The organism is Marisediminitalea aggregata (genome assembly GCF_900129565.1).
Taxonomy (GTDB): Bacteria; Pseudomonadota; Gammaproteobacteria; order Enterobacterales; family Alteromonadaceae; genus Alteromonas; species Alteromonas aggregata.
Genome location: NZ_FQWD01000001.1, coordinates 412,851 through 430,244, shown reverse-complemented (window position 1 = coordinate 430,244; position 17,394 = coordinate 412,851). Strand labels below are relative to the sequence as shown.

19 protein-coding genes are annotated in these 17,394 nt (G+C 48.9%); 7 read left to right on the top strand and 12 right to left on the bottom strand.

Translation table 11 applies throughout. The features are described from left to right. Nucleotides 1–13: 13 nt before the first annotated feature. The 7 genes from xerC to BUB81_RS01750 are packed head-to-tail and all read right to left on the bottom strand — an operon-like array spanning nt 14 to nt 5,541. On the bottom strand, nt 14–937 hold the full coding sequence (gene xerC / locus BUB81_RS01780; RefSeq protein ID WP_073317318.1) for a tyrosine recombinase XerC: 924 nt from the start codon (nt 935–937) through the stop codon (nt 14–16). Further along, nucleotides 937–1,635 carry a DUF484 family protein gene (locus BUB81_RS01775; protein WP_073317315.1) on the bottom strand — a complete coding sequence of 233 codons (699 nt, stop codon included), beginning with the start codon at nt 1,633–1,635 and terminating at the stop codon, nt 937–939. The genes xerC and BUB81_RS01775 overlap by 1 nt, the downstream gene beginning before the upstream one ends. Beyond that, nucleotides 1,632–2,462 carry a diaminopimelate epimerase gene (dapF, locus tag BUB81_RS01770; protein WP_073317312.1) on the bottom strand — a complete coding sequence of 277 codons (831 nt, stop codon included), beginning with the start codon at nt 2,460–2,462 and terminating at the stop codon, nt 1,632–1,634. The genes BUB81_RS01775 and dapF overlap by 4 nt, the downstream gene beginning before the upstream one ends. Before the next feature lie 36 nt (nt 2,463–2,498). Continuing rightward, nucleotides 2,499–3,749 carry a diaminopimelate decarboxylase gene (gene lysA / locus BUB81_RS01765; RefSeq protein WP_073317308.1) on the bottom strand — a complete coding sequence of 417 codons (1,251 nt, stop codon included), beginning with the start codon at nt 3,747–3,749 and terminating at the stop codon, nt 2,499–2,501. Further along, nucleotides 3,749–3,901 carry an LPS translocon maturation chaperone LptM gene (gene lptM / locus BUB81_RS21825; RefSeq protein ID WP_139241476.1) on the bottom strand — a complete coding sequence of 51 codons (153 nt, stop codon included), beginning with the start codon at nt 3,899–3,901 and terminating at the stop codon, nt 3,749–3,751. Before lptM ends, lysA begins: the two co-directional genes overlap by 1 nt. Before the next feature lie 52 nt (nt 3,902–3,953). Next, nucleotides 3,954–5,021, bottom strand: a complete 1,068-nt coding sequence (locus tag BUB81_RS01755; protein WP_073317305.1) for an MJ1255/VC2487 family glycosyltransferase — start codon at nt 5,019–5,021, stop codon at nt 3,954–3,956. 1 nt (nt 5,022) lies between these two features. Then, nucleotides 5,023–5,541, bottom strand: coding sequence for a phosphatase PAP2 family protein (locus tag BUB81_RS01750; protein WP_084526120.1), 519 nt, complete (start codon nt 5,539–5,541; stop codon nt 5,023–5,025). A 205-nt stretch (nt 5,542–5,746) separates the two neighbouring features. Here BUB81_RS01750 and rraA point away from each other — a divergent pair, with 205 nt between their 5' ends. Next, the gene (rraA, locus tag BUB81_RS01745) at nt 5,747–6,232 is read left to right on the top strand and encodes a ribonuclease E activity regulator RraA (protein WP_073318612.1); all 486 of its coding nucleotides are present in this window, start codon (nt 5,747–5,749) and stop codon (nt 6,230–6,232) included. Here the strand turns inward: rraA and BUB81_RS01740 are convergent. The 3 genes from BUB81_RS01740 to mpl are packed head-to-tail and all read right to left on the bottom strand — an operon-like array spanning nt 6,229 to nt 9,032. Continuing rightward, nucleotides 6,229–7,026, bottom strand: a complete 798-nt coding sequence (locus BUB81_RS01740; protein WP_073317303.1) for a S1/P1 nuclease — start codon at nt 7,024–7,026, stop codon at nt 6,229–6,231. The genes rraA and BUB81_RS01740 overlap by 4 nt on opposite strands. A 21-nt stretch (nt 7,027–7,047) precedes the next feature. Next, complete coding sequence (locus tag BUB81_RS01735) at nt 7,048–7,668, bottom strand: flavin prenyltransferase UbiX (protein WP_073317300.1); 621 nt, start codon at nt 7,666–7,668, stop codon at nt 7,048–7,050. Nucleotides 7,669–7,679: 11 nt separating this feature from the next. Next, nucleotides 7,680–9,032 (bottom strand): UDP-N-acetylmuramate:L-alanyl-gamma-D-glutamyl-meso-diaminopimelate ligase, encoded by a 1,353-nt coding sequence (gene mpl / locus BUB81_RS01730; protein ID WP_073317297.1) that lies wholly within the window; start codon nt 9,030–9,032, stop codon nt 7,680–7,682. A gap of 201 nt (nt 9,033–9,233) precedes the next feature. Between mpl and BUB81_RS01725 the strand changes: the two genes are divergently transcribed. The 4 genes from BUB81_RS01725 to BUB81_RS01710 all read left to right on the top strand — a co-directional run bounded on the left by BUB81_RS01725 (nt 9,234) and on the right by BUB81_RS01710 (nt 12,027). After that, on the top strand, nt 9,234–10,202 hold the full coding sequence (locus BUB81_RS01725; RefSeq protein WP_073317294.1) for a class 1 fructose-bisphosphatase: 969 nt from the start codon (nt 9,234–9,236) through the stop codon (nt 10,200–10,202). Nucleotides 10,203–10,321: 119 nt separating this feature from the next. Continuing rightward, nucleotides 10,322–10,855: an inorganic diphosphatase gene (ppa, locus tag BUB81_RS01720; protein ID WP_073317291.1), complete on the top strand. Its 534-nt coding sequence runs from the start codon at nt 10,322–10,324 to the stop codon at nt 10,853–10,855. 72 nt (nt 10,856–10,927) lie between these two features. Next, nucleotides 10,928–11,410, top strand: coding sequence for a DUF3299 domain-containing protein (locus BUB81_RS01715; RefSeq protein ID WP_073317288.1), 483 nt, complete (start codon nt 10,928–10,930; stop codon nt 11,408–11,410). A gap of 83 nt (nt 11,411–11,493) precedes the next feature. Then, the gene (locus BUB81_RS01710; RefSeq protein ID WP_073317285.1) at nt 11,494–12,027 is read left to right on the top strand and encodes a PH domain-containing protein; all 534 of its coding nucleotides are present in this window, start codon (nt 11,494–11,496) and stop codon (nt 12,025–12,027) included. Between the two features lie 182 nt (nt 12,028–12,209). Here the strand turns inward: BUB81_RS01710 and BUB81_RS01705 are convergent, their stop codons facing one another. Continuing rightward, nucleotides 12,210–14,192 (bottom strand): alpha/beta hydrolase family protein, encoded by a 1,983-nt coding sequence (locus tag BUB81_RS01705; protein ID WP_245819097.1) that lies wholly within the window; start codon nt 14,190–14,192, stop codon nt 12,210–12,212. A 247-nt stretch (nt 14,193–14,439) separates the two neighbouring features. Between BUB81_RS01705 and BUB81_RS22070 the strand changes: the two genes are divergently transcribed. Both BUB81_RS22070 and BUB81_RS01700 read left to right on the top strand, forming a co-directional pair. After that, entirely contained in the window at nt 14,440–14,598 is a 159-nt protein-coding gene (locus tag BUB81_RS22070) for a hypothetical protein (RefSeq protein WP_175555753.1), read from the top strand. Between the two features lie 42 nt (nt 14,599–14,640). After that, nucleotides 14,641–15,501, top strand: coding sequence for a CPBP family intramembrane glutamic endopeptidase (locus BUB81_RS01700; RefSeq protein WP_073317282.1), 861 nt, complete (start codon nt 14,641–14,643; stop codon nt 15,499–15,501). On the opposite strand, the gene BUB81_RS01695 is transcribed toward BUB81_RS01700, so the two are convergent. Continuing rightward, a complete protein-coding gene (locus BUB81_RS01695) occupies nt 15,498–17,126 on the bottom strand; it encodes a family 43 glycosylhydrolase (protein ID WP_073317279.1) in 1,629 nt (542 codons plus the stop codon). The two genes, BUB81_RS01700 and BUB81_RS01695, sit on opposite strands and share 4 nt — an antisense overlap. Between the last annotated feature and the right edge of the window lie 268 nt (nt 17,127–17,394).

Sequence of the window (17,394 nt, the reverse complement as noted above, 5' to 3'; positions counted from 1 at the left end):
TGAAGACGATGAATTACTTTTTACGGGCGCGAGGATGAGCGTTGTCGTACACTTTAGCCAAATGCTGAAAATCCAAATGGGTGTACACCTGAGTGGTAGACAAATTGGCGTGTCCAAGCAGTTCCTGCACTGCGCGCAAATCTCCGCTGGACTCTAGTACGTGCGTGGCAAAAGAATGGCGCAGTTTGTGTGGGTTTACGCCCTGACTCATGGCCTGGCGTTTGGCCATTTCGTTTAATCGGTTTGCTACCTGGCGATTCGAAATACGGTTTTGTCGCTTGCTGATGAACAGCGCAGATTCGCCTTCTTTGGTAACCCATTGCCGTCTTACCTCAAGCCATTTCGCAATGGCTTCGCGGGCCTTTTTGCCGACCGGCAGCAGCCGCTGTTTGTTGCCTTTACCGGTTACCCGGACCTGATGGTCCCGGGTGAAATCAAATACGTTCAGCGAGGTCAGCTCGTTCAGACGCAATCCACAGCCATACATCAATTCGAACATGGCCTGATCGCGGATCAGAATCTCTTCGTCGTCCTCGTCATTTAACAGCACCGCCATATCATCGACCGACAGTTGTTTGGGGAGCGGTTTGTCAGCCTTCGGTGCAGGTACGCCGTCCACGGGGTCGGTGTCTAATATCCCCTGCTGCATTAAATACTGCACAAACGTGCGCAGTGAAGACAGGCGCAGCGCAATACTGCGCGGATGTAGATTTTGTTTTCGGGCAATGGCTAATGCTTGCTTTACTTTGGTTTGCGTCAGGGCCCGCCAGTCCTGAATTTCCAGGGACAGTGCGACCTGAGTGAGCTGTCGCTCATAATTACTCAGAGTATGTGATGATAAGCCGCGTTCATAGCGCAAATGCCCTAGAAATTTTTGCAGCCAGTGCGCGCAATCGGGGGCAAGCTGCAGGTCGGTTTCTGCGGCTTTCTTTGGCATTAGTACGGCAGTTTTGTGGGGAGTATGTAGTTAAGCACTTCGCGCAACTGGTTTAAAAGCAGCGTATCCATGTCGGGAGTGAAGTGTTCTGCGTTGCGGCTGCCTACAGCCAGAATGCCTGCGTCTCGCAGGTTGCCCAGCAAAATAAGCGCAGCGGACTCCGCTACCTGTCCACCAAACATAAGCTGGCGTTCATGCTCGCTTAAACGACCAAAGAAGTAAGGCGAGTCTTTAAAGCGTTTTTCTAGAAACAGCCGGCGTTGTAATTCAGGTAAAGCGTTGGGGCCTTTGAACGGTTTAAATTCGACGGTGGCTAACCCCAGTTCTTCCTGCAGCGTCTCCTGGAGAGCCAGTAAAATATCGGCCATTGTGTCACAGGTAAGTAAACGCAGGTTCAAATCAGCATAGGCGCGGTAAATTTTTTCGTTTTGTTTGGCAATGCTGATCAGTTGGGTGAGCTTGTAGTTAAGCAGACGCACTTTTTTGCGAAGTTGCTCGCTTTGGATTTCAACCAGCGACACGCTGCCTTTCTGGGCATGGGGAATTTGTAGCTGTTCCAGGATACTGGGGTGTTGAATGAAGAAGTCAGGGTTTTCAATTAAGTACTGACTTACTTGTTCAGCCGTGACATCACCGACTTCCGGAAACTCGGTGTCGAACTGTAACGAAGTATTGCCCTGACCTGATAACTCATTCATATATTTATTGTTCCGTCGTATACATGCTCAGCAGGGCCTGTCATTTTTAACGGGCTTCCCGCACCCTGCCAGCGAATTCGTAAACTGCCGCCGGGCAGATCAACCCGGACGTCCTTGCTTAATTTACCCTGAATCTGGCCTATTGCAACTGCTGCGCACGCGCCGCTGCCACAAGCCAGAGTTTCGCCAGCACCGCGTTCAAACACGCGCAGGCGAATATGTTCTGCATTCACTACTTGCATAAAGCCCACATTGACGCCTTCAGGAAAACGTTCGTGGCGCTCAAGAGTCGGACCTATTGATTCCACCTCGGCTGTGTCTACATTGTCGACTTCCAGCACACAGTGAGGGTTGCCCATGGAAACCGCACCACAAAAGAAGGTGCTGTCATCGGCGCGAATCAGATAGGTTTTTTCTTCTTTGTTGGCTTTTAGTGGGATCTCTGCCGGCGTAAAGTTCGGCACGCCCATGTTCACCGTTACCTGACCGTCTTTCTCAAGATACAGGATCATTTTACCGGCTTTGGTGCTCACCACAATTTTATTGCGGTTGATCAGGCCTTTTAATTTCACAAAGCGGGCAAAACAGCGAGCGCCGTTCCCGCACTGCGACACTTCGGAGCCGTCCGCGTTAAAAATACGGTAGTGGAAATCCTGGTCCGGATCGTAAGGGGGTTCAACCATCAAAAGTTGGTCAAACCCAATGCCAAAGTTACGGTCGGCGAGCTGCTGGATTTTCTCTTTGGAAAAGAAAACATTCTGGGTAACGTTATCGATGACCATAAAGTCATTACCCAGACCGTGCATTTTAGAAAAATTTACCAGCATTTCAGCGCAACAAGAATTATTAGAATTCCCTCTAGTTTACGTAAGTTTATGCTCACCTTTCCAGAGATCTTTTAGATTTTCTCGTTCTCGTACAACATGAACGTCGCTTCCATCTACCATAAGTTCGGCCGGACGGCAGCGGCTGTTGTAGTTTGACGCCATAACAAAGCCATATGCGCCGGCACTTCGCACGGCCAGATAGTCGCCGCTTTCGATGCCTAGCTCCCGGTCTTTACCAATGAAATCACCGGTTTCGCATACCGGCCCTACAACATCGTAATTGTGTGTTTCACGGTCCAGCCCTTCGACTACCGGAATAATGCTCATCCAGGCGGAATACAAAGACGGGCGAATCAGGTCGTTCATGGCAGCGTCGACAATGGCGAAGTTCTTTTCTTCACCAGATTTAACGAATTCTACTTTAGTGACCATGATGCCCGCATTGGCGGCAATCGCGCGGCCAGGCTCCATAATCAGCGTCAGGTTTTCACGGCCTTTCATTTTTTCTGCAATGGCAGCGGCATATTCACGAGGATGAGGCGGTGTTTCGTCGCGGTAGGTTACGCCCAATCCGCCACCGACATCGAGGTGCTTAATGTGAATGCCTTTCGATGCCAGCTCGTCGATGAGTACTAACAACCGTTCCAATGCATCTACAAACGGACCGGTTTCAGTCAGTTGTGAACCAATATGGCAGTCCATACCGACGACGTTTAAGTTAGGTAAACTGTTGGCTAGCTCGTAAACCGCAATAGCACGCTCACGGGCAATACCGAATTTATTGGCTTTAAGGCCAGTAGAAATATACGGGTGCGTTTTAGCATCTACATCGGGGTTGATACGCAACGAAATAGGCGCTTGTTTGCCCACTTTGCCTGCAACTTCGTTGATGCGATGCAGTTCTGGCTCAGATTCAACGTTAAAACAGTGAATGCCTTCTTCCAGCGCAAATTCGATTTCTTCCGGGGTTTTGCCCACGCCGGAAAAGACGACTTTGCTCATGTCGCCGCCAGCGGCTTTTACACGGGCCAGTTCACCGCCTGATACGATATCAAAGCCCGAACCCAGTTTGGCCAGCACACTCAGCACGCCAATGTTCGAATTGGCTTTTACCGCATAACAAATCAGGTGTGGGTGGTCGCCTAAGGCTTCGTCAAACGCTTTCCAGTGGCGCTCTAACGTAGCGCGGGAATAGATGTACAGAGGTGTACCGTATTGACTGGCAAGGTCTTTGACACTGACATCTTCAGCGTGCAGCGTTTGATTTTGATAACTGAAGTGATCCACTAGCGAACATCTCCGGATGATGGGGGAGTAGCTTGTGCACCTTTATTGGCGGGTGTCGCAGGGGCTTCTTTGGGCAAATACAATGCACCTCGATACCCACAGGCGCTCAGCATAAATACCAGCGCCATTACCACACAAACACGTTTCGCCACGCGCCTACTCCCAGAGCAAAGAAAAAGGAGCCGATATCATCGCAGAGCGAAATTAAAATGCAAGCGACATCAACCGTTCGCGCGTCTTTGGACCAAATTTAACCTGCTTCCACAATGCGCTGCACAGTGGTTTTGTGTCAGACCAGTTCCCGGCCACTAACCAGTCAAGCATGGGCGTCGGGTCGTTGGGAAACTCAATGCCTTCGTTGTCGGGCTCGCTTAACCATTCTTCAACGGTATCGGTATCTAATTGATACAGTGGCTGACACAACCCCAGTGTGATCAGGGTTCGAAGGTTAGAGAGTTGCTCAAACTGGCCATGCAGCGGCTTTACCAGCAGCTTTTTGCCGAGTTGCAATGACTCACTGGCTAATTCAAATCCGCCGTTGCTGATCACCCCGGAACAGTGTTGCAATGCTTGTCTGAAGCCGGGCTTAGATGGCGGATTCCACTGAATATGGCCTTGTTTTGACGCAGTCTTTATTTTGGGGTGAAAACATACAAACTGCTGCTCGGTCAACGGCTCAAGCAATTGCTGAATATCCTGTAACTCTTCAAACGGCAAATACACCAGTGTGTGGGCTTTGCTGGGGTGTATGGCGGGTTTATCGATGATAAACGGCGGCACGATGGGTTGATCAAAATGGTACCAGTGCACGCCTAACTGAATATCGGTTGGTGCGAATGCACGCATAATTAAGCGGTCGCTCAGGCTTTCGCCTTCCCGCGGCACATCGTACGCAAACGCGGCCTGATGACTAACGGAAATCGAAGTCAGCCCCCGCCGTCTTGCAGCCCACGCAGTAATAGGCTCAAAATCGTTGAGCAGCACGTCGTAACCTGAGACATCAAACTGGTTAATATCGCGAAGCAGCGTAAGCGGTTTGGCCTGTTTCAGGGTCTGCCACTGGCTGACCTTGCCTTTTGCAGTAACAAAAGTGAGACCGTTGAATGTGCGATAGTTACCAAAACATTCCATGTCAAAATAGCCATCGGGCTCCCGTCCTGAGAACACAAAATCTACGTCTATGTCGTCACGCTTGGCCATTGCTTCGGCCATAATGCGAGCACGGGCAATGTGACCGTTGCCGGTACCCTGTACACCATATAAAACTTTCATGCTAAACCAGAATTGTCAGACTCAGTTGTGCGATTGTGATGCCAAGCAAGGTGCCGGCAATGACGTCGGTAGGGTAGTGCACGCCAAGTAAAATGCGTGACAAACCAATCAGTGTTGCCCAGGTATAAGCCAAGACAGCGAATGGAGGATAAAAATGCGCAATAATGGTGGCCATCAGCCAGGCGGCTGCAGTATGGCCCGAAGGAAGGCTAAATTTATCGGAAGGCGTAACATGTGCCGTCAGGTTACTAATAAAGTCACAGGGGCGAGGGCGTTTAAAGGCGCGTTTTAACACCACGTAAATTGGAAGTTCCAGACCATAGGCCATAAGTGCGGTGTAAAGGAAAAGCTCACCGTACTCCGGTTCAAACCACATCAGCGCCAGGCCAATGACCAAGTACAAATACCCGTCACCGGTGCGTGATAACCAAATAATCGCGCGGCAATCGCGATTCAGGGTTAATCCGTATAACCAGTGAAATAAAACAGTATCGTATTTGGTAACGCTTTTCAGGCCCATCCCGAAGGCTCCTGTTTTTCGACTGTTTCAGGTTAAAAAGCCTCTGTGAAGTCCGGGTTACACTTTTGCGAAACCTTTATGACAATGTCACTGAGTAAAATTAATCGCATAATTTGTTGATTTAGCGCATGCAGGCCCTAGCTGTTATGGTCGCACCAGTGCTATGCTTTACTCACACACGCTTGTTTCTTATGAAGGTATTACCATGGACTACAACACTTCTGAGTTATGTGATTTATTCGCCGATAATGTGGATGTGGTGGAGCCAATGTTCACCAGCTACGGTGGCCGCTATTCATTTGGCGGAGAGGTGACTACCGTTAAGTGTTTCGAAGACCGCGAATTGATCGACCGTATTCTAAGTGAGCCGGGCGACGGCAAAGTGTTATTGATTGACGGTGGCGGCTCGTTGCGTCGCGCATTAATTGACACTGAGTCTGCACAGCTTGCGGTTGAAAATAACTGGGAAGGTATCGTGTGTTACGGGTGTGTGCGTGAAGTCGATAACCTGGCTGATTTTGACATTGGCATCTTTGCTATCAACGCCATTCCGGTAAATGCTGACTGTCAGGGTATCGGTGAAGTAGACATTCCGGTGAATTTTGGTGGGGTGACCTTCCTGCCGGAAGATCACCTGTATGCCGACAGCACAGGCGTTATCTTGTCGCCTGAGCCGCTTGATATTGATTAATCCGCGAATACTGCGTTTAAGTAAGCTGCAATCCGGATACCTGCCTGCTGTAAGCGTTTTTTCGCAGTAGGCAAATGTTCGTACTGGTAGTCCCATGACATACGGTTAGCATCTTCAGGGTAGATCGTATCCCGAATCACGGTACTTTCTGTAATCCATACTTCCGGGTCTGTGGTTGACCAGTCCTTGATGTCCTGCTCTGTGATTTTGCGATCAAGCCAGTTACTCCATTCGGTATATGACAGGTCGCGTTGATCCAGCATTTGAGAATCCCATACGCGATGCAGGTTTGAGTCCTGCCAGAAAAAACGCACTTTTACGTCGTTTCCGCCTTTATCGGTGCCGTTACCTGCGTGCAGTGGTTGGTGTAAATCACCGATGATATGCACAATAAAGCGCAGCGCTAATTGCTTGTCGGCAACCGACGCTTTGGGATCTTTCAACGTTTTAGTGAATGACGCCAGCGCCGATGCCGCATCGCCTTGTTCCGGGGCACCAACTTCGTGATAGTGCTTGCCTGCTGGAACCGTAACATAGTGCCAGGGCCCGGCGGTTTTCTGCCAGAAGACATCCGGGTTGGATCGCATGTCATCGGCATAGGTCGAGGCCTCTGCCAATGATTCATTGGGAATGAGCGCTTCAATGTGTTCTTTTGCTGAAGGTGTCAGGTGACGCTCGGCAATTTCGCCGGTAACCCGGTGGCCGGTTTGCCCCCAGCCAAGCGCAGGTAAACTCATTACCATGGAAACGGCGCACACCAGTGAAGCTGATTTAGAAAAGGCGCGTTGGAACATTCTGTCTTCCTTTAATACTTGTTATTTTGAATCGGGTTGATATCCCCAGCGTGCCATTAATGATTGGTCCACGCCCAGGTGGTCGAGAATCCTGGCGACAACAAAATCAACCAAATCACTGATCTGTTGTGGTTGATGATAGAAACCGGGCGCTGCCGGCATAATGGTTGCGCCCATCTTCGACAGTTTTAGCATATTTTCTAAATGTATCGTCGACAGCGGCATTTCCCGAGGGACCAGTATAAGCTGCCCACGCTCTTTGAGCACTACGTCTGCACTGCGTTCTATCAGATTATCACAGGCACCTATCGAAATTGCCGACAAGGTGCCAGTGGAGCAAGGGCACACGACCATTTGTTTCGGCGCGGCAGACCCTGAGGCAACCGGGGCAAACCATTCCTCTTTGCCGCATACGCGTATCTGGCCCGGTTTGGCATTAAATCGATTAGTAAAAAACTCACTGGCCGCGTCGGGTTGCGCGGGGATTTTTACGTTTTCTTCAGTGGCAAACACCACTTTTGCGGCAGACGAAATCAGTACGAATATTTCCTGATAGTCTGCTGCTACTAACTGTTCCAGTAAGCGCAGGGCATAGGGCGCGCCGGACGCGCCTGTAATGGCAAGGGTGATAGACTTTTTCATAATGGCCTTTATTAAGCTTTACCGGCTAATACATCCAGCAGCTTCTGATGGATCCCACCAAAACCGCCGTTACTCATTATTAGCACGTGGTCGCCTGGCTGCAACTGGGTGGTTAGCTGATGAATAATCGCATCTACGCTTCTGAACACCTGACAAGGGGCCGTGCTTTGCTTGGCCAGCTGAGACAGCGACCAGCCCAGGTTGTCGGGTTCAAACAGAAGTACTTCATCGGCGGCTTGCCACGAGTCTACTAATTGCTGTTTGTGTACGCCCATTTTCATAGTGTTGGAGCGCGGCTCCAACACGGCAAAAATACGTGCGTCACCCACTTTTTTGCGCAGACCGTCAATGGTGGTATCGATGGCTGTGGGGTGATGGGCAAAGTCATCGTAAACCGTGATGTTCTTCACGCAGCCGCGAACTTCCATACGGCGCTTCACATTCACAAACTCGCCCAGAGCGGCAATGGCATCGGGTAAGGTTACCCCGGCATGATGTGCCGCAGCGATAGCCATTAGGGCGTTATCGACATTGTGCTGACCCAGCAACTGCCAGTGTACTTCACCTACTTTATCCTGTTGGTAAAACACTGAGAACGCAGAACCGTCCTGATTAATGAGTTCAGCGTGCCAGTGACGTCCCAGATACTGTTGTTCACTCCAGCAACCCCTGTCCAGAACGGTTTGCAAATTCTCATCTTTTTCCGGAGAAAGCACCAGGCCGGTTGCGGGCACGGTACGAACCAGATGATGAAACTGGGTTTGTATCGCCGCCAGATCTGCAAAAATATCGGCATGGTCGAATTCAAGGTTGTTCATTACCAGCGTGCGTGGACGGTAGTGCACGAATTTAGAGCGCTTGTCGAAGAATGCACTGTCGTACTCATCGGCTTCAATTACAAAGAAAGGGCTGGCGCCAACACGGGCTGAAATGCCAAAGTTTTGCGGAATACCGCCGATCAGAAAGCCGGGTTCGAGACCCGCGTATTCCAATATCCAGGCTACCATGGAAGAGGTGGTGGTTTTCCCGTGGGTACCGGAAACCCCTACCACCCAGCGGTCGGTGAGCAGGTTGTCCAGCAACCACTGGGGCCCACTGGTGTAGGGGAGGTTGCGGTCCAGTACATATTCTACAGCTGGGTTACCCCGCGACATGGCATTACCAATGATCACCATATCCGGTACCGGGTTAAACTGTGCCGGGTCGTAGCCTTCTGTTAGCGTAATACCTAACGATTCCAACTGTGTGCTCATAGGAGGATAAACATTGCGGTCGGAGCCGGTCACCGTGTGGCCTAGTGATTTAGCAATGGCGGCAATACCCCCCATAAAGCTACCGCAAATCCCCAAAATATGTACGTGCATTAACCTTCCTGCAGTAATTTCATATCCGGATACTTTAACAGAAGCCTGCGGTGTTGCCTAAACATCTGATTTCCTTTCGGGGCTCAGTCAGTTTACAATCTATACAGGCTCGATTGCTGGCAGGCAGCAACGGAGAGAGCCAGCATTATTCTCCCCGTTTAATGCGAAGTTACCCTACACAAATAAAGGCTTACACAAACCATGAAACGACTTAACTCTCAACTGCAAAAAGACGGCGCACCGCTGGAACTTATTTTGTTGATCAGAACTCTGCTGGCAGGCTGTAAGGAAATTTCCTTCCGGGTTAGCCAAGGCGCATTGGCAGGCGTGCTGGGCTCAACACTGAGTGAAAACGTACAAGGCGAAACACAAAAGAAGCTGGATGTGATTTCGAACCAGATTCTGAAAGACATTCTGAAAGAATCAGGCTATGTGAAAGCCATCTCCTCTGAAGAGGAAGACGACGTGGTGGCTTGCCACCCGGACGGAAAATACCTGGTGAGCTTTGACCCATTGGATGGCTCATCAAACACAGAAATTAACAGCCTGATTGGCACTATCTTCTCGATCTCACACGCGCCGCAGTGGATGGAGCCGGATGATCCTTCTGCGTTCCTGCAGCCTGGTACTCAGATGGTTGCAGCGGGTTACGTGCTGTACGGTCCGTCAACCATGCTGGCGATGACCACTGGCCGCGGCACGCATATTTATACGCTGGATAAAACCCACGGTGGTTTCCTGCTGACGCACCCTAACATTGAAGTGCCGACCGAAACGAAAGAGTTTGCGATAAATGCGTCAAATCAGCGTCATTGGGAAGCGCCAATGCAAAACTACATCACCGACTTGTTGGCTGGTGAAGACGGCCCACGCGGCAAAGACTACAACATGCGCTGGGTTGCGGCCATGGTCGGTGACATTCACCGCGTGCTTTGCCGTGGCGGTATCTTTATGTATCCCTTCGACAAGCGCAACCCGGCTAAGCCCGGTAAACTGCGTTTATTGTACGAAGCCAACCCTATGGCCTTCCTGATGGAACAAGCAGGTGGCCTGGCGTCTACCGGCGAATGCCGCATTATGGAAGTGATGCCCACCGAAATTCACCAACGCGTGCCCGTTATTCTTGGCTCTAAAGACGAGGTTGAAGCCTGTCTGAGTTATTACGACTAATTGGTTAGTGAAAATAGCCCATGAGTATGGCCGAATATGGCCTCATGGGTTTTTATTTTTGTTGTGTTGGCCTTATACTTGACGCACATTTTTTTTGATTAACGAAAGGACAATTAAGCATGAGCTTGAATGCCGTACCTGCAGGTAAGAAACTGCCTGATGAAGTAAACGTAATCATTGAGATCCCAGCACATGCTGATCCAGTGAAATACGAAGTAGACAAAGACACCGGCGCGATTTTCGTTGACCGCTTTATGGCGACTTGTATGCACTACCCTACTAACTACGGTTATGTGCCTAACACACTGTCTGAAGACGGTGACCCGGTAGACGTGCTGGTAATCACGCCTTTCCCTCTGCTGGCAGGTTCTGTGATCAAGTGTCGTCCAATCGGCGTACTGAACATGACCGACGAGTCTGGTAAAGATGCGAAAGTATTGGCTGTACCTATCGATAAACTGTCGACTTTGTACCGTGAAGTATTTGAAACGTCTGACGTGCAGCCGTTATTATTAAAGCAAATCGAGCACTTCTTCGAGCATTATAAAGATCTTGAAGCAGGTAAGTGGGTTAAAATCGACGGCTGGGCCGACGCTGCCGCTGCCAAAGCTGAAATCGTAAACAGCGTTAAGCGTTACGAAGAAGGCGAGTAAGTCGCTTAAGCGCATCAAAAAATTATGCATAAAGGCTCGTGAAAACGGGCCTTTTTTATTAGTGGAGAATTCATGATTAAGTTGTCGTCATTCCGCGTGTTATGGGCAGGTTTTCTTCTGTGTCTGACGGTCGGTGCTGCCAAAGCAAGCGAGCCGATTGAACTGTATTGGGAAGACTTAGTGCCACCGGACTTTAATGAACTGGCACCTCAATCAACCAATCACGACAATAAAATGGCTCAGCTTCAGCCAGACGCGCCGGTGGTGTCCTTGTATAACAACAAAAGGGTTAAGCTCCCCGGTTTTATTGTACCGCTGGAAGGCACTGCCGAACTGACTACCGAGTTTTTACTCGTTCCTTTCTTTGGCGCGTGTATTCATGTGCCACCGCCAGCGTCTAATCAGATTGTCTATGTCAAAATGGATGAAGGCGTACCGGTGGAAAGCCTGTACGATGCGGTGTGGGTCGAGGGCGTGTTTAATACCATGCGTTGGGAAGGCGATATCGCCGCCGCCGGTTACAGCATGCAAGGGAAAACTGTAACAGCGTATTAACTCTTGCTGCCCTTACATTGCAACTTTCTGGCGCGCATGAGATAACAGCAGACAACTTTTAGCGTTATCAAGGAGCGATTTCCATGTCTGAAAACGTGTTATTACGTGCTTCGTTTAACCCTGCCGTTAAAAAATACTGGCTGGTGAGCTGGTTAATTGTGTCGTTTTTTACCGTTATCGGTATACCGCTGCTTATCTTATCTATTCCTATCTTTTTGTTTATCAGCGGCAAAATGCTGAATGCCATGTCGGCGACGCTTACTGAGCGCAAGCTGGTAGTAAAGCGCGGTATTCTGTTTAAAGTGGAAAAATCTATCCCACTTGAAAAGATTACCGACGTGGCTATGAGCCAAGGGCCGCTCATGCGCGCCTTTAACTTACAGCGATTGAGTTTTGAAACGGCCGGGCAGTCTGGCCCGGGCGCGCTGGTGTCACTGATTGGAATAGAAGATGCCGCAGAGTTCAGAGAAAGCATTCTATCGCAGAAAGACAAAATGGGTGGTGATGCCAAACCTGTAAAGGCAAGCTCAGAGCCATCTGAAGGTGACCTTGCTGAGTTGACCGCCAGCGTAAAACGTATCGAAGTGTTGTTGGAAAAGCTGGTGGCGTCCAAGTAACACCACAGTTCAGACAACGCCACTATTCAGACAACGGCACAAACCAGACCAGGGTAATCAACGACATTGCTGTCGCCAGACAGAGAGCAACACCGCCTGCGAGTTTTTCACCCTGTAGAGATGAGAGTTAGGTATGCACAACACGCAACGTTCTGCGCATACCTGAATAGCTATATCTGAGGTTATTTTAAGTGCTCATTCAGAAAATCCAGCAGACCCTGATATAGCTCTTGTCGATTTTCCTCATCAAAGACACCATGGCCTGCCTGAGCATATTGGAGATATTCAGCAGGGTTGTTTGCCTGCTCTAGTTTTTCGGCGAGCACTTCCGAGTTGATCTCCGGTACACGTTTGTCTTTCGAACCATGGATAAGCATAACCTTTGCTTTGATGTCATTGACATGGTGAATCGGCGAATATTCTTTTAGCTGTTGCGCGTCTGTACCTAACACGCGTTTTAAGTAAGTTCGTCCGCCCCAGCTGTTAGGTATGTCACTTTCTGAGTACATGTACTGCAAGTCATAAACGCCAACATAACCGATAGTACAGCGATACAGGTCCGGTGCTCTAACCACTGACATTAATGCAGCATAGCCGCCATAGCTAGCTCCGTAAGCACAAATTCGCTGACTGTCTACCAGCCCTTGACTGGCCGTCCACCTTACTGCGTCGTTAATGTCTTTAATCATTGCGCCACCCCACTCCCGGTAACCCAGACGCTCAAAACGGGTACCATAGCCATCGCTACCCCGGAAGTTGACACGTAACACGGCAAACCCTCGGTTGGCGAGAAGTTGAGTTTCTGCATCATAGCGCCAGAAATCCCGGGTGCCCGGCTGATGAGGGCCACCGTGGATAAGCACAACCAGAGGTGGTTTAGCCGATTTGGATTGCCCGGCCGGAGGCAGGGTCAGATAGCCATGCAGCGTTTCACCATCTTCGGTGGGAACAGCAATAGGGTGCATGGGTTGCAGTGTTCTGGGGTCAATCCAGGAGCTGTTCGCCCATACAAAGCGCGCATTCAGGCTGTCACTGTCAAACAAGTAGTATTCGCCAGGATTAATATCACTGCTTACATGAACCAGTAGAGTTTTCCTATCCTTGGTGCTGCTGGTAATATTAACGGTTTGACCTTCAAAGGCTTGAGTCAGCTTTTTGTGTATGGTTTTAATTCTGCTGTTGGCCGCAGCATACTCATAAGCAGATTTATCAGGGTAAGTTATCCCGACTGCAGGCATACCATTGCCGTCAAGAATCACGCTTTCGATATCCGTTTTATGATCACCAAAGATTCTGGTGTACTCTCCTGATTGCAAGTCGAGGGAATAGAGCGTATGGATACCCTCCTCGGAATACCTGCCAGATAAGTAGAGTGATTTACTGTCTTCGCTAAGTCCTAATGGTGTGAGCCCCTGAGCTTGTTCAAATGCTTCACCCAGCGGAGTCCATGGTGCGTCATTATTGTCGCGAAAAGCAGAATGCAAATCACCTTTTTCATCCGTCCAGGTCATAAATTTAACCTGTCCATTTTTCGTAGCAAGAGCGCGACTGGAGCCGTGAGGTAGGGTGTCGATTTTACGCTTTCTTCCGGTGTGGATATTTAACTTACTGATTATCGGTTGTTTGACTCTGTCATCGTAATAGACATTCCCTCGCATAGTCCAAGGGTATTCAATAATCAGAATATGCTCATCATCGTTTTCAAGCAGGCTTAATACTTTCTGGCTGGCTTTGGCATTTTCTTTTGATGAGATTCGAGAACGCGTTGATTTGTCGCTGGCCCGATAGCCGTAGAGCATTTCGTTCTTTGAGCCATCCAGATTTACCGCAAACAGCTCGCCAGTAGGGACCGGACTATCGATATAGCTTTGTTTTTCGGCATATTCGTAAACTAGCCTTTCATTGTTAACCCAACTGACGTGGTGAATTATGTCATTGTTGAACGGCTTAACGCCTCCCACCATTTCCATCGTGTCACTGTCTAAAATAGCCAGGAACACTCTGCCGTCGTGTCTGACCCGGGCAGCTATATGTTTACCGTCGGGGGATAGTTTCAGGTTGAGGTAGTCACCGTGCTTTATAAAATATTCGAGGGGTAATTCTTGCGAAGCGTAAATACCAATACTAAACACCAGCATTAATGCCGTGAACAAAATCCTTTTCATGCGATTCCCTGTTAACAACTTATCATTGATTCAATGGTGAGATAATTTCACTAATGAAAATAGTAATATAGATGTTAAGGGTTTTGAAGGAGACTGTTTCTAGCTATGCCCTATTTCTTGTAAAGGGTGATTGGCAGCAAACGAACAACTGTACTCAGGTCGCGTATTTTCAGTGGCGTTTCAGGTGGATACTAAACAAGCATGAATAGTCATGCTTTGTTTCAACTTGTAAAGGAAAAATCACACGATGAATAATGACGTAAACGAGTTACTGCCACATGAGCTTGAGTCTGTTGTTGGAGGATACTGGTTAGATAACCCACAGTCTGAATTCGGCAAAACACTGAATGATTTAGGTAACCTGGGTGCCGATTTTGGCATTTGGCTTTATGACATTACCCACTAATATCAAAAGCTAATTCCAAGCGAAAATAACCAGGGAGGGGGTATGCTCAACGCCATGAAAGGAAACGTGTTTATCCGGTTACTCAGTTTCTACGTTTGTGTGACAGTCGGCATGTTTTTAACAGAGCTAACGCTTTCAAAACCGCTGGAGTATTATCTTTCACCTTTTTCAGGGTATGCTGTTCAGATTGCTTTTAGAATCTGTAATTTGTTGGTTTTACTGTTGTTTGTTCAGCAGTTTCATAAACACTGTGACGGCGTTTCTTTACGGCAAACGACCTTATTGAAACCAGTCAACGTTAGGCTGGTATTCGGCTTCGGACTACTTGGAGCAGGACTGCTTTCATTGGTCGCCTTGATCCTGTTTGCAGCGGGTATAACAACGCATTCGCTAACAACTGACGCTACATCAGAAATTTATCCCTTGGTTGTCCTTTTAACGCTCGCAGCGCTGTTTGAGCAAATACTACTGAATGGCGTGTTGCTTGTAAGCTTAGTGAGAAAAATACGGCCTGAGTTTGCCCTGTTAATAGCCGGAGGATTTTTCTCGTATCTCCACCTCAGTAACGACCATTTTTCTCTCGTAGGCGCGGTAAATACTTATCTTGCTGGCTGTTTATTTGGTGTGATTTTTCTTAAAACTCAAAGCTTATGGCCAGCGCTGGCTTTTCACTTGTGTTGGAACGTGTCACAAAGTCTGATTTGGGGTTTTAATGTGAGTGGTTACGCATTTATAAGCCTTGTTTCTACGCAATCTGCGGGGCATCCCTTATTGACCGGAGGAAACTACGGCCTTGAAGGTTCTCTGGTGACATTGGCAGTGAATGCCGCCCTTATCTGGTTTCTCTTTAAAAATACCAGTACACCCTGGTGGCGTCGGCGTAACGCCACCGTTTTAAATTAAAGTGTTTCTTCTATCGCCCGATACTGGAAATCCCGTAAAGTCACACTTCCCTCGCCAGTACAATAAAGCGCAACTTTAAGGCTTAAGAATCCACCGAACACGTTGTGATGCATGCCCGACACTTCCATTCTGGTGCCGTGCAGGTGCCAGGTTTTGCCGTTATCAAATGAATAATGATACGTCACTACATGGCGATTGTTGGTGAGTTTGAAGCGCACTTCCCGGTTGTTGATTGGACGCCCTGCCCACTTGAGTTCTTCAGAATATTGATACAGTTTTAGAACCTTTTGAGTAAAACCCAGTCCCACGTAGGCTTTATGGTTATAGAACAATAATATGCCTGCTTCCGTATTTGTGTTATCCGATAACGTCATGGCGACTTCTATTTCATAGGCTCTATCGCTTACCGGACAGGTTAATGGCGCGCTGTCTGCTGGGGAACTGCCATGGGCAGATAACAGCAATGCTTTGTCGCCATACCGTACCCGAGCCATCTCTTCAGGGCGTGGGTTGTGAAAACTCCACTGAATGCCAAATTTGTTTTGGCTGAAGTCGTCAGACAAGGCGAACCCAGATGTGGAAAGGGCTTTTCTTGTGGGTTTGGGTAACGGCTTCGACAAGTCACCCCCGGTTGCATAGAACCAACCATCTTCCCGCCATTCAATCGGTTCAAGCAGGGTCTGGCGACCGAGTGTTCTGAAGCCGTTTTCGTAGCCGTGGTAAACCATCCACCAGTCACCTTCCGGGCCTTGAACCACCGTAGCATGTCCTTTTGACCACCAGGGTTCTTGTTCAGACTGGGTGCGAACTAGAGGATTGTGTGGACAGTGTTCCCAGGGGCCGTGAATGGACTTTGAACGCGCCGCAATGACCATATGGCCTGTTACCGGGCCAGCCGTGCCACCCACTGCAGTCACCAAATAGAACCAGTCGTTATGGCGAAATAATTTAGGCCCTTCAGGCGCAAAGTTCTCTACTATCCAATCGCTGGGGTAGCGCCAGGGGTCGTAGGCCATTTCCAGTTCACCGTCGGTGGCCAGTCCATCGTCGGTGAGTCTGATCTTACGTATGCCGTTCACAAACAGATAGCGTTTACCGTTTTCACCAACGATATGACCCGGGTCGATACAGCCGTCGATGTGAAGGTTAACCGGCTCACTCCAAGGGCCTGCTATATCATCTGCCCAAATTGCGTAAATAGACCAGCCTTCGCCTTTCGGGTCAGCGGGAATATAAATGAAGTAGCGATCATCGTGCTTGCATAGATCCACTGCCCAGATAACCCCTAGCGACGTGGTTAGCGTTGGGCCAATTGGGGCCCAGTTAACCAAATCTTTCGAATGCCAGATAATCAGACCCGGATAGGAGTAAAACGACGAAAACGTCATGTAGTAGTCGTCACCGTCTTTTAAAATAGTGGGGTCCGGATGATCACCGCTCACAATCGGGTTTAAGAATGTACCGTTGCCTAAATCGGCTTTGCGTTGGCCTTCAACGCCTGGAGGCCAGACTTTTGCTGGCTTGTTGCATGCTGATTGCGTTGAGCTGGCGGCTAACAGTGAAAACGGTGCGGCAGTGGCACCGGCGACCATCGACTTTAAGAGGGTCCGTCTGCTGGTGGTCATAAGTTTCGTAATCCTGGGGTTATACCTTCAGACGAACAGGCGTCTGAAAAAACATCACAGCAGCTTAAAAAGTCACCAGTAATTCTCATTTACTTAATTTAATAGCGCCGTTGCGAAAATTAAGAAGCCACCTCATGCTGCAACATTTGGCGGCTATTTCACCAAAAATGCATAATGGTGAATAAATATGCATAAATTTAGACTTTTTAATAATACGTCTGTCAGGTATATTTTTGCTAAAAATACGCTTCGTAAAAATAATTCTAAA